At 71.1% G+C, this 15,023-nt stretch carries 14 protein-coding genes; 3 read left to right on the top strand and 11 right to left on the bottom strand.

Annotation, left to right across the window (positions count from 1 at the left end; genetic code table 11):
• Positions 1-94: 94 nt before the first annotated feature.
• The 4 genes from ACFVGW_RS16705 to ACFVGW_RS16690 are packed head-to-tail and all read right to left on the bottom strand — an operon-like array spanning position 95 to position 3,770.
• Positions 95-760, bottom strand: coding sequence for a response regulator (locus ACFVGW_RS16705; protein ID WP_383226146.1), 666 nt, complete (start codon positions 758-760; stop codon positions 95-97).
• On the bottom strand, positions 757-2,058 hold the full coding sequence (locus tag ACFVGW_RS16700) for a sensor histidine kinase (protein ID WP_385852479.1): 1,302 nt from the start codon (positions 2,056-2,058) through the stop codon (positions 757-759). Before ACFVGW_RS16700 ends, ACFVGW_RS16705 begins: the two co-directional genes overlap by 4 nt.
• A 24-nt stretch (positions 2,059-2,082) precedes the next feature.
• The gene (locus ACFVGW_RS16695; RefSeq protein WP_385852478.1) at positions 2,083-2,871 is read right to left on the bottom strand and encodes an ABC transporter permease; all 789 of its coding nucleotides are present in this window, start codon (positions 2,869-2,871) and stop codon (positions 2,083-2,085) included.
• Complete coding sequence (locus tag ACFVGW_RS16690) at positions 2,868-3,770, bottom strand: ABC transporter ATP-binding protein (protein ID WP_385852477.1); 903 nt, start codon at positions 3,768-3,770, stop codon at positions 2,868-2,870. Before ACFVGW_RS16690 ends, ACFVGW_RS16695 begins: the two co-directional genes overlap by 4 nt.
• 134 nt (positions 3,771-3,904) lie before the next feature.
• Here ACFVGW_RS16690 and ACFVGW_RS16685 point away from each other — a divergent pair, with 134 nt between their 5' ends.
• Both ACFVGW_RS16685 and ACFVGW_RS16680 read left to right on the top strand, forming a co-directional pair.
• Positions 3,905-4,465, top strand: a complete 561-nt coding sequence (locus ACFVGW_RS16685) for a GNAT family N-acetyltransferase (RefSeq protein ID WP_385852476.1) — start codon at positions 3,905-3,907, stop codon at positions 4,463-4,465.
• A gap of 66 nt (positions 4,466-4,531) precedes the next feature.
• Positions 4,532-5,542 (top strand): quinone oxidoreductase family protein, encoded by a 1,011-nt coding sequence (locus ACFVGW_RS16680; RefSeq protein WP_385852475.1) that lies wholly within the window; start codon positions 4,532-4,534, stop codon positions 5,540-5,542.
• 122 nt (positions 5,543-5,664) lie between these two features.
• On the opposite strand, the gene ACFVGW_RS16675 is transcribed toward ACFVGW_RS16680, so the two are convergent.
• The 7 genes from ACFVGW_RS16675 to ACFVGW_RS16645 all read right to left on the bottom strand — a co-directional run bounded on the left by ACFVGW_RS16675 (position 5,665) and on the right by ACFVGW_RS16645 (position 13,740).
• Positions 5,665-7,167 (bottom strand): type IV secretory system conjugative DNA transfer family protein, encoded by a 1,503-nt coding sequence (locus ACFVGW_RS16675; RefSeq protein WP_385852474.1) that lies wholly within the window; start codon positions 7,165-7,167, stop codon positions 5,665-5,667.
• Positions 7,168-7,169: 2 nt separating this feature from the next.
• Positions 7,170-8,573, bottom strand: a complete 1,404-nt coding sequence (locus ACFVGW_RS16670; protein WP_385852473.1) for an ATP-binding protein — start codon at positions 8,571-8,573, stop codon at positions 7,170-7,172.
• A gap of 36 nt (positions 8,574-8,609) precedes the next feature.
• A complete protein-coding gene (locus tag ACFVGW_RS16665) occupies positions 8,610-10,163 on the bottom strand; it encodes an SCO6880 family protein (protein ID WP_385852472.1) in 1,554 nt (517 codons plus the stop codon).
• Positions 10,160-11,518 carry a hypothetical protein gene (locus ACFVGW_RS16660; RefSeq protein ID WP_385852471.1) on the bottom strand — a complete coding sequence of 453 codons (1,359 nt, stop codon included), beginning with the start codon at positions 11,516-11,518 and terminating at the stop codon, positions 10,160-10,162. Before ACFVGW_RS16660 ends, ACFVGW_RS16665 begins: the two co-directional genes overlap by 4 nt.
• Positions 11,508-12,335, bottom strand: a complete 828-nt coding sequence (locus tag ACFVGW_RS16655) for a hypothetical protein (RefSeq protein WP_385852490.1) — start codon at positions 12,333-12,335, stop codon at positions 11,508-11,510. The genes ACFVGW_RS16660 and ACFVGW_RS16655 overlap by 11 nt, the downstream gene beginning before the upstream one ends.
• A 62-nt stretch (positions 12,336-12,397) precedes the next feature.
• Positions 12,398-12,706, bottom strand: coding sequence for a hypothetical protein (locus tag ACFVGW_RS16650; protein WP_260230621.1), 309 nt, complete (start codon positions 12,704-12,706; stop codon positions 12,398-12,400).
• Positions 12,707-12,984: 278 nt separating this feature from the next.
• Positions 12,985-13,740 (bottom strand): hypothetical protein, encoded by a 756-nt coding sequence (locus ACFVGW_RS16645; RefSeq protein ID WP_385852470.1) that lies wholly within the window; start codon positions 13,738-13,740, stop codon positions 12,985-12,987.
• A gap of 176 nt (positions 13,741-13,916) precedes the next feature.
• On the opposite strand from ACFVGW_RS16645, the gene ACFVGW_RS16640 reads away from it, so the two are divergent.
• Positions 13,917-14,945 carry an NlpC/P60 family protein gene (locus tag ACFVGW_RS16640; protein ID WP_385852469.1) on the top strand — a complete coding sequence of 343 codons (1,029 nt, stop codon included), beginning with the start codon at positions 13,917-13,919 and terminating at the stop codon, positions 14,943-14,945.
• Positions 14,946-15,023: the final 78 nt, after the last annotated feature.

Raw genomic sequence — 15,023 nt, 5'->3', positions numbered from 1 at the left:
GGTACTGCAGGGGGGACCCTGTGGGAGAGTAGGACGCCGCCGAACAATCATTGTGGGAAAGCCCCGCACCTTATGGTGCGGGGCTTTTCTGCGTTTACTGACCCGGTGTCACCAGGTGGGTGTCGTAGGCCAGGATGACCGCCTGGACGCGGTCCCTCGCGCCCGTTTTGGCGAGGATGCGGCTCACGTGGGTCTTCACCGTCGACTCCGCCAGGTGGAGGCGTTCGGCGATCTCCGTGTTCGTCCAGCCCTGGGCGATGACCGTGAGGATCTCGCGTTCGCGGTCCGTGAGGGCCGCGAGGCGCGGGTCCGCGCGGGGTGGGCCCGGGGTGGGCGGGAGGTGGTGGATGTACGCGTCAAGGAGACGGCGCGTCAGGCTCGGGGCCACCACCGCGTCGCCGCTCGCGACGGCGCGGATGCCGGAGAGGAGCTCCTCCGGCTGGGCGTCCTTGACCAGGAAGCCGCTGGCGCCGGCGCGCAGGCCCTCGTAGGCGTACTCGTCGAGGTCGAAGGTCGTGACGATCAGGACGCGGGTGCGGGCGCCCGCGGCGACGATGCGGCGGGTCGCCTCGATGCCGTCGAGGCCCGGCATCCGGATGTCCATGAGGACGACGTCGGGGCGGTGCCGGTCCACGAGGCGGATCGCCTCGGTGCCGTTCGGCGCCTCGCCGACGACCGTCATGTCGTCCTGGCTCTCCAGCAGCATGCGGAAGCCGAAGCGTTGCATCGCCTGGTCGTCCGCGATCAGCACCGTCGTCACGAGGGGGAGTCCTCCAGGGGGAGTCGGAGCCGTACGCGCCAGCCGCCGTCCGGCAGCGGGCCCGCTTCGAGCGTGCCGTCGTAGAGCACGGCGCGTTCGCGCATACCCGTAACGCCCTGGCCCGTGCCCGTGGTTCCGGTGCCGTGGGTCCGGCCGGTGTCCGTGATCTCGACGGTCGACGCCTGCGGCCCGTACGAGAGGAGCACGGTCGCCTCGGCGCCGGGGCCCGCGTGCTTGAGGGTGTTCGTCAGGGCCTCCTGGACGACGCGGTAGACCGTCAGTTGCGCGCCCGTCGCGAGCTTCGGGGGGTCGCCGTGGGTGTCCAGCCGTACCGGGAGGCCCGCGGTCCGTACGCCGGCGATGAGGTCGTCCAGGTCGTCCAGGGTGGGCTGTGGGTCGCGTACCGGCTCGCCGCGCAGCAGGCGGCGGAGTTCGGCGAGGGCCTGGCGGCTCGTCGTGCCGATGGCGTCGAGGGCTTCGGCGGCTCGTTCGGGGTTCTTGGCGGCCGCGTACCTGCCGCCGTCCGCGAGGCCGGTGATGACCGCGAGGTTGTGGCCGATGATGTCGTGCATCTCGCGGGCGATCCGGGTGCGTTCGGCGGCAGCCGCCAGCTGGGCCTGCTGGTCGCGTTCGACTTCGAGGCGGCGGGCACGGTCGACGAGGGCGGCGGTGTGGTCCTGGCGGGAGCGGACCGCGATGCCGAGCAGGGCGCCCATCGCGTACGCCCACAGGGCGGGGACGACCTGTTGGTCCCAGCTGCCCTGGGGGTACCGGATCGCGCCCATGACCAGGGGCGGGGTGAGCAGGGCGAGTGTCCACGGGAGGGTGCGCAGGGGTCGTCGTAGCGCGATGTGGAAGACGACGAGCAGCTGGAGGAGCCCGGCCTGGAGGAAGGCGCCGGTCCCTTGGTTGACGAGGGCCACGCACGCCATCACCGCGAGGACCGCCACCGGGCGGCGCCGCCGCCACAGGAGCGGGAGCGCGAAGGCCAGGCTCATGGCCACGACGAGCCAGGTGGGTACGGAGGGGTTGGGGGCGGTGTTCCGCCAGCCGCCCATCGCGTCGATCAGGGCGGCCGCCGTCCAGAAGGCGGTGAGCAGCCCGTCCCAGACCCCGGGGCGGCGCGTGTCGAAGGCTCGTACGCGTCGGGTCAGGCGCTGGATGTACCGGCTGAGGGGTTCCTCGCCGGTGCCAGGGTCCGTGCCGGGCTCCGCGCCAGGGTCCGTGCCGGGCTCCGTGCCGGGCTCCGTGCCAAGGTCCGTGCCAAGGTCCGTGCCGGGCTGCTTCTCCGTGATCACGTGTTCATCCTCGTACGCCGGCGGCTAGACGTCTCGGCGCTTCAGCAACATCGCCGGGACGATCAGGGCCGCGGCCGCCCACAGGCACAGGGCGAGGAACGCGCCGCCCGGAGAGGCCGCTTGGGGCATCGGGTCGGCGGAGCCGAGGGCGCCGGCGGCCTGGGTGGGGAAGTACCTGACGGCGGTCTCCACCGCGTCGTACGGGAGCATTCCGAGGACCTCCGGCAGGATCAGCACCCCGCCGACGAAGGCTCCGATGCCGCCCGGCACCGAGCGCAGTGCGGCACCGAGTCCGAGGGCGATGAGGCCGAGGAGGGTGACGCCTGCGGCGTTGCCCGCGACGGCGGCCAGGACTCCGTCGTCGGCCAGGGAGGCGGCCTGGTCGGTGTCGGAGAGGAAGAGCTGCGCGGTGAGGAAGGTGACCAGGGCGGTCACGAAGGAGACGGTGAAGACGGTCGCCGTGAAGACGGCGGCCTTCGCCCACAGGACGGGCGTCCGGCGGGGGACGGCGGTGAGCGAGGCTCTGATCATGCCGGTCGCGTACTCGCCCGCCGTGACCAGGATGCCGAGGACGGCGAGGCAGATCGCGCCGAGCTGGGAGCCGTAGAGGGTGAGGACGACGGTGTCGACGTCGGAGTCGCCGCCGTCGGAGGTGTAGGTGGCGCCCATGAGGATGCCGACGCCGAGGAGGAAGGCGACGGAGGTGAGGACGGTGATCCAGCTGGAGCGGACCGTCCACAGCTTGTGCCATTCCGAGCGCAGGACGCGGGCGGGGGTGACGCGGTACGCGGGGGTGGTTGCCGTGGTGGTCATGCTGCTGCTCCCTGGTATTCGACCGAGTCCTGGGTGAGGTCCATGAACGCCTGCTCCAGGGAGGCGGTCTCGGGGGTGAGTTCGAAGAGCGGCACGCCGTGTGCGGCGGCCGCGCGGCCGATGTCCGCGGCTTCGACGCCGGTGACGCGGAGGGTGTCGGCGGCCTCGCTGACGATCCGGGCCTGCGACAGGAGGGCGCTGAGGCGGGCAGCGTCGGGGGTGACGACCTTGACCGAGGCGCCGCCCGATTCCCGTACGAGCGCGTCGACCGTGGTGTCCGCGAGGAGCCGGCCCTTGCCGATGACGACGAGGTGGTCGGCGGTCAGGGCCATCTCGCTCATGAGGTGGGAGGAGACCAGGACCGTACGGCCTTCGGCGGCGAGGGACTTGAGGAGCGTACGGATCCACAGCACGCCCTCGGGGTCGAGGCCGTTGACGGGTTCGTCGAGGACGACCGTCTCGGGGTCGCCGAGGAGCGCGGCGGCGATGCCGAGTCGCTGGCCCATGCCGAGCGAGAAGCCCTTGACGCGGCGCCGGGCGACCTCGGTGAGGCCGGTGAGTCCGAGGACGTGCTCGACGCGGGAGCGCGGGATGCCGTGGGTGTGGGCGAGCGCCATGAGGTGGTGGTGGGCGGAGCGTCCGGGGTGGATCGAGCGGGCTTCGAGGAGCGCGCCGACCTGGGTGAGGGGTGCGGGGTGCGCGGCGTAGGCGCGGCCGGCGATGGTGGCGCGGCCGCGGGTGGGGGCGTCCAGGCCGAGGAGCATCCGCAGGGTGGTGGACTTGCCGGCGCCGTTGGGGCCGAGGAAGCCGGTGATCGTGCCGGGTCGGACGGTGAAGCTGAGGTCCTGGACGACGGTCCTGTCGCCGTAGCGCTTGGTGAGTTCTTCTGCTCGGATCATGTCCACGACGCTACGGAGCGGGCGGCGGCGGGTCGTCCGACCGTGGGCGGGAGCGCGGCGTGTGGCGTAGTACCGGGGTACGACGGGGAGAAATTGCTTGTCGGGGGCGGTGGGCCGCGGCGAGGATCAAGGACATGGACTATTCGATACGTGTCATCCGCGCCGACGAGTGGGAGCGGACCCGGGAGATCCGGCTCGCCGCCCTGCAGGACCCGGTGGCGAACATCGCCTTCCTGGACACCTACGAGGAGGCCGTCGAGCGGCCCGACTCGTTCTGGAAGGAGCGGGCGGAGGGCGCGTCCGAGAGCGGGACGAAGGTCCGCCAGTTCGTGGCCGAGGCGCCGGACGGGAGCTGGGCGGGCACGATCTCGCTGCTGGTGGAGCGGCCGTCGGACGACGTGCGGCTCGGTGAGGCGGCGAAGGTCGACCAGACGCACATCGTGGGCGTGTACGTACGGCCGGAGGCGCGCGGGACGGGTGTGATCGACGCGCTGTTCCGGGCGGGCGTGGAGTGGTCCTGGGCGCTGCCGGAGCCGACGGTGCAGAGGGTGCGGCTGTACGTGCACGAGGACAACGCGCGGGCCGCCGCCTTCTACCGACGGTTCGGGTTCGTGGCGACGGGGGTCCGGGTGGCGATGCCGGGGGACGACTCCGCGCACGAGGTGGAGTACGAGGTCCGGCGGCCGGGGGACTGACGCCGAGCCGGGAATCGGTTCGCCGTCAACGGGGTTGGTGGGGGATGAGCCGTTAATTGGAGGGTCATGCGAGCGATTCAGGTGTACGAAGTGGGCGGTCCCGAGGTGCTGCGGGAGGCCGAGGTGGACCAGCCGCGGCCGGGTCCGGGCGAGGCGGTCGTGGAGGTCGCCGCATCCGGGGTCAACTTCCTCGACGTCTACCACCGCGAGGGCCGGTACAGCCTCCCGCTGCCCTTCACCCCGGGCGCCGAGGGCGCCGGCACGGTCGTCGAAGTCGGACCCGGCGTCGCTGACGTCGCAGTCGGGGACCGGGTCGGTTGGGTGGAGATACCCGGCACGTATGCCGAGCGGGCCGTCGTGGACTCCTCCCGGCTGGTGCCGCTGCCCGACGACATCGGCTTCGAGACAGCCGCCGCCGTGCTCCTCCAAGGCATGACCGCGCACTATCTCGTCAAGGACGCCTACCCGGTTCAGGGGGGCGACACGGTGCTCGTGCATGCGGCTGCCGGTGGCATGGGGCTGCTTTTGACCCAGCTCATCACCCATCTCGGCGGCAGGGTGATCGGCACGACGTCGACCACGGCGAAGGCCGAGCTGGCGAAGCGTGCCGGGGCCGCTGAGGTGATCCTTTCCTCCGCAGTCGACGATCTCGCAGCCGAGGTGAGGCGGCTCAACGGCGGTCAGGGACTGCCGGTTGTCTTCGACGGCGTCGGCGCGCACACCTTCGATGCGAGCCTCGCCAGCCTGCGAACCCGCGGCCATCTCGTGCTCTTCGGCGCGGCAAGTGGTGCCGTGCCGCCGTTTGATCCGATTCGGCTCGCCCACGGCGGTTCGCTGACCCTGATCCGGCCCAGCCTCGGGGACTTCATCGCCGATCGGTCCGAACTGCTCCGACGGGCCGCCGATGTGTTCGAGTGGGTGCGCTCCAAGGCGCTTGAGGTCACCGTGACGGGCCGCTACGCATTGTCCGAGGCCGCCCAGGCCCACAGCGATCTGGAGGCTCGGCGTACCACCGGCAAGCTGCTCGTCGTACCCGATGCGGCCGCTCTTGGACGCCGCGAGGAGACGCGGAGCTGATCGCGGGTGACGAGGTCGGGGATCTTGGAGACTGAGATGTCGAGGGCATGGCCGACCGTCATCGCCAAGATCCCTCAGCCGAGACCTGGCTCACCCGTCCACAACGTCCCGGGACAGAACAGCTAGGGCTGTGGCAGGGGTTCCGGCCAGCGGGCGCGGGCCTGTTCCCGTGAGCGGAGCAGGACCAGGGTCGGCAGGCCCTGGTCCTTGCCGTCTGCCAGCAGCTCCGGCAGCCGGGGAAGGGGAGCCACGGCGGCGACGTCGTCGAGGACCAGGGCCATTGGTGGGTCGAGCCGACCGTCGGTTGACCGTGCGGCCATGCGGCGGCCGTGCTCGACCACGCTTGCGGCGAGGGCGGTGAGCAGGGGCATCCCGCCGGGGCGGGTGCGCGGGTCCTCGATGGTTTCACCGACCACATAGAGGGTGCCCCCTTCGGCGACGAATGATTCCAGCGTCAGCGAATCCGTTCGATTCGGGGTGCAGGCGTCCCTGATGTGGATCGAGGAGAGGGAGGAGAGCGCCCGGGCCGTCAACTCCTGGGCGATCTCGCGCCGTTCCGGGTGGGCGGTGAGCGCGGACTCCAGGAGGCCGGCGTGTCCCGAGGCGGCCTTGGGGTGGGTGCGGAGGATGCGTACGGGCTCGTGGGCGGCCAAGCCCTGGGCCCAGCGATGGACCTGCTTGAAGGGGCGGTCGTCCAGGGCGGCGGCGTGCAGCCAGCAGCGCAGAAGCGTTTCGGCGGTGTCGGCCACCGCGGCGTCCAGACGGGACGGCGGGCGTACGGGGGCGAGGAGGGCGCCCGCCCGCTCCTGTGCCGTCGCCGGGTCCACGCAGCCGGCGGACGGGGACCAGTGGAGGCGGGCGGGCGTGTCGCAGAGGTGGCCGGGGTCGTAGAGAAGGACGGGGCCGAGCTTGCCGCGGGCGTCCTTGGTGTCGGCCCAGAGCGTCGGGTCGGAGGTGACGACGAGGAGGGGTCCCTCGGCGTCCTGGATCGCCTGGACGGCCGCGGGGCGGCGGACGTCGGGGCTGCCGTACACGATGCCGAGGGAGGTCGCGGCCGACGGGGAAGGGGAAGGGGACGGGGGCGGGGCGGGTGCCGGCTCCGGGTGCTGGGCGGGAGCGTGCTCGGCGGGAGGGTGCTCGTCCCGGGGCTTCCTGGGTGCGGGCGGCTGTTGTGTGACCGCCTTCGGCGCGGCCTCCGCGAGGTCCTCGGCGGCCGTACCGCTCGTACGTCTCATACGCGCGCCCGTAGCGTACGCGCCGACGCGGCGGCCTGCCCGTACCGTTCTCCAGCGTGCCAGCGTCCCCACCACGAACACCGTGAGGACCACCAGCACCATCAGCTCGCCGATGAGCAGGCCCCAGAACAGGCCGTACCCCGACAGCTCGCCCGCCGGGGTGTCCGGCCACGCGGCCGGCAGGTCCTGCGGGCTGCCGAGCAGGGAGCGGACGGCCATCGGGGTCCGGGTGAACGTGACCCCTTCCGGCCAGGCGCCCTTCGACAGCAGGGCCGCCAGGCCGGTCGCCGTCCACGCCAGCACCGTCAGGCCGACGGGGACGCCGACGAGGGCCAGTACCAGCCCGTCCGGGACCCCGCCCTGCTGCCGCTCCTGCGGCCCCTTCGCCATCCTCACGCCACCGTCGACCGGGAGGGATCGTCGAGCTGCCGCTCCATGAGGGAGGCGCGCTGCTCCGTCTCCCACTCCAGCTCCGGGTCGACGGCGTGGTCGGCCGACGACTCCGTCATGGCGCGGTCGGTGTAGACGAGCGGCCGTTCCTTCTCGGTGATGAGGTGCTTGACCACCTGCACGTTGCCGTTGACGTCCCAGACCGCGATGCCGGGTGTGAGCGTCGGGATGATCTCGACCGCCCACCGTGGCAGGCCGAGTACCCGTCCCGTCGCTCTGGCCTCGTCGGCTTTCTGGGCATAAATGGTCCGGGTGGACGCCATCTTGAGGATCGCCGCGGCCTCGCGGGCCGCCGCGCCGTCGACGACGTCGGAGAGGTGGTGCACGACGGCGACGAAGGACAGGCCGAGCCGACGGCCGAACTTGAGCAGCCTCTGGAACAGCTGCGCCACGAACGGGCTGTTGATGATGTGCCAGGCCTCCTCGACCAGGAAGATGCGCTTCTTCCGGTCGGGGCGGATCCAGGTGTGCTCCAGCCACACGCCGACGATCGCCATGAGGATCGGCATGGCGATGGAGTTGCGGTCGATGTGGGACAGGTCGAAGACGATCAGCGGCGCGTCGAGGTCGATGCCGACCGTGGTCGGGCCGTCGAACATGCCCCGCAGGTCGCCGTCGACGAGCCGGTCCAGGACGAGCGCGACGTCCAGGCCCCAGGCGCGTACGTCGTCTATGTCGACGTTCATCGCCTCCGCCGACTCCGCCTTGGGGTGGCGGAGCTGCTCGACGATGTCGGTCAGGATGGGCTGGCGGTCGGTGATGTGCTCGTTGACGTACGCGTGGGCGACCTTGAGCGCGAAGCCGGCGCGCTCGTCGAGGCCGTGGCCCATCGCGACCTCGATGATCGTACGGAGCAGGGCGAGCTGCCCGGTCGTGGTGATCGACGGGTCGAGCGGGTTGAGCCGGATGCCGGCGTCGACGGCGACCATCGGGTCGAGGCGGATGGGAGTTATCCCCAGCTCCTGCGCGATGAGGTTCCATTCGCCGACGCCGTCCTCGCCCTGGGCGTCGAGGACCACGACCTGCCGGTCGCGGAACCGCAACTGCCGCAGGACGTAGGTCTTCTCCAGCGCGGACTTGCCGTTGCCGGACTCGCCGAGGACCAGCCAGTGGGGGGCCGGGAGCTGCTGCCCGTACAGCTGGAACGGGTCGTAGATGTAGCCCTTGCCGCTGTAGACCTCGCGGCCGATGATCACGCCGGAGTCGCCGAGGCCGGGTGCGGCGGTGGGCAGGTAGACGGCCTGGGCCTGGCCGGTCGAGGTGCGGACGGGCAGGCGGGTCGTCTCCACCTTCCCGAAGAGGAAGGAGGTGAAGGTTTCTGTGAGGGCGGAGAGTGGATCTCGCATGTGGGCGGGCCCCTTAGCGGCTGGCGGCTGGCGGCTCTAGCGGCGGATGCCGGTCGCGAACGGCAGGGTGTTCACAAAGGCCCGGTGGTGCTCGCGGTCGCACCACTCCAGCTTCAGATACGACTTGCCGGCGGAGGCCCTGATCGTGCGCTTGTCCCTGGCCAGGGCTTCGGGCGAGCGCGACGACACTGTGATGTACCCGACGAGGTTGACGCCCGCCGCGCCACTGGCGAGATCTTCACCCCGCTGGTCGAGCCGGCCGTGCGCGGCGATGTCGCGGGGGTCGACCGTGCGGTTCATCTTGGCCTGGCGGGAGGCCTCGGCCTCGTCGTTGGTCTTCTCGGTGAGCATGCGCTCGATGGCGACCTCGGTGGGTTCGAGGTCCATGGTCACGGCGACCGTGCGGATCACGTCGGGGGTGTGGACGAGGAGCGGGGCGAGGAAGTTGACGCCGACGGGGGTCATCGGCCACTCCTTCACCCAGGCGGTGGCGTGGCACCAGGGGGCGCGGGTGGAGGACTCGCGGGTCTTGGCCTGGAGGTAGGTGGGCTCCATGGCGTCGAGTTCGGCGGGCCAAGCGTTTCGTTTCGTCATGGCCTGGATGTGGTCGATGGGGTGGTCCGGGTCGTACATGGAGTGCACGAGAGAGGCGAGCCGGGACTGGCCGAGGGGCTGCCGTACGCGGATGTCGGCCTCGGCGAGGCGGGCGCAGATGTCGGTGAGCTCGCGGGCCATGACGACGGCGAGGCCGGCGTCGCGGTCGAGCTTGCGGGCGCCGGAGGTGTGGCGGGCCGCGCGGGCCATGGCGTTGGCCTCGGCGGCGAGTTCGCGGGTGTAGTGCATGCACGCCACGAGGTAGGCGCGGTGCTGCTCGCTGGAGGTGGAGACCATCGACTGGAGCTGCTCGTACGACTCCTGGAGCCAGCCGGGGGCCTGGGTGTCGCCGCGCTGGGCGACGTCCTTGGCGTGGGCGTCGGGGTCGGCGGGGAGGGTGCGGGCGAGCATCTGGAGGCGGGTGACGAAGCCGTCTCCGTTGGCGACGTGCTTGAGGAGGGTGCCGAAACGGTCCACCAGGGCTTCCTGGTCCTCGCTGTCGCGCAGGCCGACGCCGGGGCCCTCGATCTCGATGGCGGCGGTGACGGTGCGGCGGTCGGCGTGGAGGAGGACGGCGATCTCGTCGGGGCCGAAGGGCGCGGCGAGCCAGCTGATCCGGCCGATGCCGGGCGGCGGGCCGATCTCGACCTCACGGCCGTCGATCCGGGTGCCGGCCTCGGTGGCGGCGGAGCGGTAGGCGGTGCCGCGCTTCAGGGACCGCTTGTAACTTCGGTTGATCTCGAACCACTTGTAGAAGGTGCGGTGCTTGTACGGGACGTACACGGCGGCGAGCGCCAGGACGGGGAAGCCGACGAGCAGCACGATCCGCAGAGTGAGGGCGGAGACGAGGAGTCCGCTCATCATGCCGAGGAACGCGCCGGCGATGATCAGGGCGATCTCGCCGGTCTCGCGGTTCTTGCCGACGATCGCGTTCGGCCGGGCACGGCCGATGAGATACGTACGGCGGGGCGTGACCGGCTGGGACTGGGTCGTCAACGCCCTCCACCTCCAGTGCTTCCTGTGTTGTTGCGGCTGCTGTGCGGGGTGCCCGACGTGGGGCTGCTGCTACGCGGTGGGGGTGCGGCGGAGGGGACAGTTCCGCCGCCGCCCCCGGCGCCCCCGGAGCTGGCGGCCGTGCCACGGCTGCTGTGGGCGGCGACGCCGCCGGAGAGCGGGTTGGCGGGGCGCGGGGCGCCACCGCTGTTCTGGGTTCCACCGCCGCCGCTGTCGCGGGTGCTGTGGGTCTTGATGCCCTGGGAGACGAGGGAGGCGGGGGAGGAGATCACGGCGGCGGCGGCGTTCTCGCCGGCGCGGTGGATGCGGTTGTTGCGGGAGGCGACGATCTCGTCGCCGAAGCCGGGGACGAAGCGGTAGATCATCGCGGAGGCGAAGATGGCGAGCAGGATGATCGCGAGGCCGGAGACGACGGCGGAGAAGGAGTCGGGTCCGGTGCCGGAGGAGAGCGCTCCGGCGAGGCCGAGGACGATGACGATGACCGGCTTCACGAGGATGATCGCGATCATGATGCCGGCCCAGCGGCGGACGTGGCCCCACATGTTCTTGTCGACGAGGCCGGAGTAGACGACGACGCCGAGGAGGGCGCCGACGTAGAGCATGACGGCGCGGAGGAAGAGCTCGAGGTAGAGGACGCCGGCGGCGAGGATGCTGACGAGCGAGACGATGATCAGCATGATCGGCCCGCCGCCGATGCTGTCGCCCTTCTGCAGGGCCTCCTTGAAGCTGCCGAAGAAGACGTCGGTCTGTTGCCCGGTGCCGGAGGCGATGACCTCGGTGACGGCGTCGGTGGCGTTGACGACGGTGTAGAGGATGAGCGGGGTGAAGGCGGAGGCGAGGACGGTCAGCCAGAGGAAGCCGATCGCCTCGGAGATGGCGGTGGTGAGGGGGACGCCGCGGATGGCTCGCTTGGCGACGGCGAGGAGCCAGAGGAGGAGGGTGAGGAAGGTGGCGGCGGCGAAGACGATGGCGTAGCGGCCGAGGAACTCGAGGTTGGTGAAGTCGACGTCGGCGGTCTCTTTGACGGCCTTGGAGAGCGCGTCGACGATCGAGACGGCGGCGTCGGCGCAGCCGCGGGCGAGGGAGGAGAGGGGGTCGAGGGCGGCGGTGGGATCGGTCACGGAACGGCCGCCGCGGGAGCCGCCGCCGCTTTGGCCGTTTTCGCAGTAGTCCCGCGCCTGACCGACGATCAGGTCGCACGGGTTGTTGCTGGGGCTTGGTGTGGCGGTGGGCGTCGGGGTGGGCGTGGGTGCCGCGTGGGCACGCGACGCGAGGAGCACGACCGCTGCGGGCAGAGCGGCGAAGAGAGTGCCGAGTGAGCGTCGGTCAGCGGGCATAGGTGAACCCTCCGTACTCCTGGACTGCCTCGGCGATGTCATCCGCGGTGGAGGCGCGATTGTCGCCGTTGACTGGCGTCGGGCCTTCGGCCTGCTCCGAGGAGACGATCTTCCAGTCGTTGCCGACCCACCTGAGCTTCTCGGTGATCGTGAACCAGTTCGAGGTGACCGGCTTCGTGGAGCCCTCGCCTGCCAGGCCCACGAGTCCCGTGCACCAGACCTCCACGGTGGCGGTGTCGTTGGTGAAGTCCCGTACCTTCGCGCCTACCGGGATCGTGCGCGACACGAAGGTCAGCCCGCTGGGCGCGGTGCCGTCGGCGCCGAGGCCGATGTTCGCCAGGAAGCCGGGGGAGTAGGAGTCGTCCAGCCTCTTCACGAGGCTGGGCGCCACGGCGGGGTCGTGCGTGGTCTCGACGATGGTCCGCCGCGTTCCGGCCTGGAACATGTCGACAGAACCCAGCACCGCCGCGAAGTTCGACGCCGCGCTCTGGGCGCCCTGTTCGTCGTGGGCGAAGCCCTTGGGGATCGGGCCGTTCTTGCCCGTCACCGGGCGGACGCCCGTCGCCGCGGTCGGGTTGCCGGCGGCCGAGGGGTTGGCGTCCGACTTCTCCGGGTCGCCGTCCCCTCTGTTCGCGAAGGCGATCGCGGCGATCAGAAGGACCACCACGCCCACCACCGTGATGAGCGAGCGCGAGCTGCGGGCGGCCGGGGGGCGGCGGGTGCCGTCGTAGGGGTCGCCGCTGCCGCCCTCCGGGAGGCGCGTACGGGTCTGGCCCGAGCCGCCGCCGAAGCCGTCGTTGTCGTGGCCGAGGCTCATGGCAGGCACGCCCTCTCAACCGTGTGGTGACTGGACATCAGGAAAAGAACCGACCTCGGTGGTTAGACGGCCATTCCGTACACGATCGTGAACAGTGTCCCCAGCGACCCGATGATGAAGACGCCGGTGAGACCGGCCACGATCAGGCCCTTGCCCTGCTCGGCACTGAACGTGTCCCGGAGTGCGGTCGCGCCGATGCGCTGCTTCGCCGCTCCCCAGATGGCGATGCCGAGGCAGAGCAGGATGGCCACGGCCATCACGACCTCGATCATCACCTTGGCCTCGTTGCCCAGGCTCCCGAAAGGCCCCCAGTTCGGGGCGATTCCACCGATGATGGTGGTGATGTCGCCTTCTTCGGCCGCCAGGTACATGTAACTCACCGCCCCTGTTGGGTAGTTCGTCGCCCCTGCCCGATGGCATGGGTCATCGCCCTATCTTCGCTGATGAAACCGCTCGCGTGTGACGGCTTGACGGCTCTCTTTACCCGATCCCCGCACACGTGACCGATCCGGCCGTCTTGACCTGCGACGGTGTGGCCGGTTTCTATGCGAAGAAGCGTATGGTCACTCTGTGTATCACGGAGGGTGACTCCGGGCAATGACTGTCGTTGTTACACCTCAGGCCGCGTACGCGGCCCGAGGTGCCGCCGTCAGCCGCCCGCGTACGGGGTGTCGACGTGGCTGACTTCGTAGAGGCCGGCTCCCGCCACGCGGTAGAGAGCCGTACGGGTCAGCGTGTTGACCGCCAGGGGCTCGCCGTCGCGGCGCGTGCGGTAGACGACGGTCACGGCCGGAGGGGTCACCGCGAGGGAGACCACCGGCGTGCGGTCGCCGAGCGACTCGGTGGCGAAGGGGACCGGGGTCCCGTGGTCGTTCCGCCAGACGACGAGCGTGTAGTAGCGGCCCGTCCCCGGCGTGGTGACCTTCACGACGCCCACGGCGTCAGCCGCGCCGTCCCCCACGAGCCGGCCGATCGCGCACTGGGGCTGGAGGTCGACCTGGACGCCGTCCTCGTCCTCCCAGTGGCCGTCGGTGAGCCGCATCCCCGGGCGGGGGTGGTCGGGAAGTGTGACGAGGGCGGTCTGCACGCGCGCGTGGCGGAGTTGATCGCACGTCAGGGCGCGTGCGGGGCGCGAGGGCGCGGGCGATGCCGTGCGGGTGGGAGGCGTGGTTCGGGTCGGTGACGCGTCTTCCGTCGGCTTCGCGTCTTCCGTCGGCCGCGCGCTTCCGGTCGGCCGCGCGCTGTCCGTCGGCCTCGCGCTCGGCGTCGCCGACGCGCCCGGTGTGCCCGCCCCGGCGCCGTCGTCCGGGCCGCAGGCGGTCAGCAGGCTTGCTGTCAGCGTCGCCGTCAGGGCGGCGACCGCCAGCCGTGTCACCCGTGTCAGATGGTTCGCGCCGTGGCTCATGATCGTCCCCCTGTGTGGCCGGTTCCTGCTGTTCGACGCGACGAGAGACGCGCCCGCCACCGGCCGGGGTTGCAGGACTTTGTCCGAAACGGGTAACAGCCCGCCCACCCCTGGAGCGGGTGGCGCACCTAGACTTGTCGCTCGATGGACTGCCAAGACCCCAGGGGTGGTTGACGGTGCGTAGGGCGCGCAAGGCGTGGCTGGTGGCCGGTGGGGTCTTCGGCGTGTGCCTGAGCTTCGTCGCGCTGCTCGTCGTCGGGACGTACGCCGCCGCCGCCGGTCTCTTCGGGGGCGCCGGGGACGCCAGGAACGGCACCGTGGGGCTGGCCAAGGGCGCCGTGCCCGCCGCGTACCAGGGGCTGGTCCAGCAGTGGGGGAACCTCTGCCCCGCCATCAACCCGGCCCTGCTCGCCGCGCAGCTCTACCAGGAGAGCGGCTGGAACCCGGGGGTCGTCTCGCCGGCGAACGCCATGGGGATCGCCCAGTTCATCCCCGGCACCTGGGCGGGCCACGGCATCGACGGGGACGGGGACGGCGACCGGGACGTGTGGGACCCCAAGGACGCGATCCCCTCCGCCGCTTCGTACGACTGCGAGCTCGCCGGCTATGTGAAGGACGTGCCGGGCGACGCCACGAACAACATGCTCGCGGCGTACAACGCGGGCGCCTACCGGGTCATCAAGTCCGGCGGTGTGCCGCGGATCACCGAGACGCAGAACTACGTACGGATCATCCGGTCGCTGGAGAAGAGCTTCGCCCGTCCCGTCGGCCGTGTCGAGCCGTCACGACAGGCCGCCGGCGCGATCTACTACGCGCAGCAGAAGCTCGGGACGCCCTACCTCTGGGGCGGAACCGGAACCGCGGCCCAGAACGGCCGATTCGACTGTTCCGGGCTGACCCAGGCCGCGTACCTCAGTGTCGGGATCGAGCTGCCGCGTGTCGCCAACGACCAGTACAACGCCGGTCCGCACCCCTCCCGCGACGAACTGCTCCCCGGGGACCTGGTCTTCTTCTCCGACGACCTGACGAACTCCCGCGCCATCAGGCACGTCGGCATCTACGTCGGCGGCGGCTACATGATCGATGCGCCGCGAACCGGTGCCGTCATCCGTTTCGACAAGATCGATACGCCTGACTATTTTGGTGCGACCCGGGTGACCAAGGACGGCGCGGCGGCTCTGCCGACGCATCTGCCGCAGAGCTGACACCGTGTCGGCCGGGCAGCGGCCATGGCCGGAACTCTCCGTTAAGCACAGGCCCTGAGCAGCGACGACACGTCACTC

Origin of the sequence: Streptomyces sp. NPDC127129 (assembly GCF_042671585.1) — a bacterium.
GTDB lineage: Bacteria > Actinomycetota > Actinomycetes > Streptomycetales > Streptomycetaceae > Streptomyces.
The sequence above is the reverse complement of the archived record's forward strand: the minus strand, read 5'-3'. Positions and strand labels throughout refer to the sequence as shown.

Bases quoted from the DNA above. Each gene is read 5' to 3' on its own strand.
- ACFVGW_RS16695 (WP_385852478.1), bottom strand. From the start codon at position 2,871: ATGACCACCACGGCAACCACCCCCGCGTACCGCGTCACCCCCGCCCGC.
- ACFVGW_RS16690 (WP_385852477.1), bottom strand. From the start codon at position 3,770: ATGATCCGAGCAGAAGAACTCACCAAGCGCTACGGCGACAGGACCGTC.
- ACFVGW_RS16685 (WP_385852476.1), top strand. From the start codon at position 3,905: ATGGACTATTCGATACGTGTCATCCGCGCCGACGAGTGGGAGCGGACC.
- ACFVGW_RS16680 (WP_385852475.1), top strand. From the start codon at position 4,532: ATGCGAGCGATTCAGGTGTACGAAGTGGGCGGTCCCGAGGTGCTGCGG.
- ACFVGW_RS16675 (WP_385852474.1), bottom strand. From the start codon at position 7,167: ATGGCGAAGGGGCCGCAGGAGCGGCAGCAGGGCGGGGTCCCGGACGGG.
- ACFVGW_RS16670 (WP_385852473.1), bottom strand. From the start codon at position 8,573: ATGCGAGATCCACTCTCCGCCCTCACAGAAACCTTCACCTCCTTCCTC.
- ACFVGW_RS16660 (WP_385852471.1), bottom strand. From the start codon at position 11,518: ATGCCCGCTGACCGACGCTCACTCGGCACTCTCTTCGCCGCTCTGCCC.
- ACFVGW_RS16655 (WP_385852490.1), bottom strand. From the start codon at position 12,335: ATGAGCCTCGGCCACGACAACGACGGCTTCGGCGGCGGCTCGGGCCAG.
- ACFVGW_RS16650 (WP_260230621.1), bottom strand. From the start codon at position 12,706: ATGTACCTGGCGGCCGAAGAAGGCGACATCACCACCATCATCGGTGGA.
- ACFVGW_RS16645 (WP_385852470.1), bottom strand. From the start codon at position 13,740: ATGAGCCACGGCGCGAACCATCTGACACGGGTGACACGGCTGGCGGTC.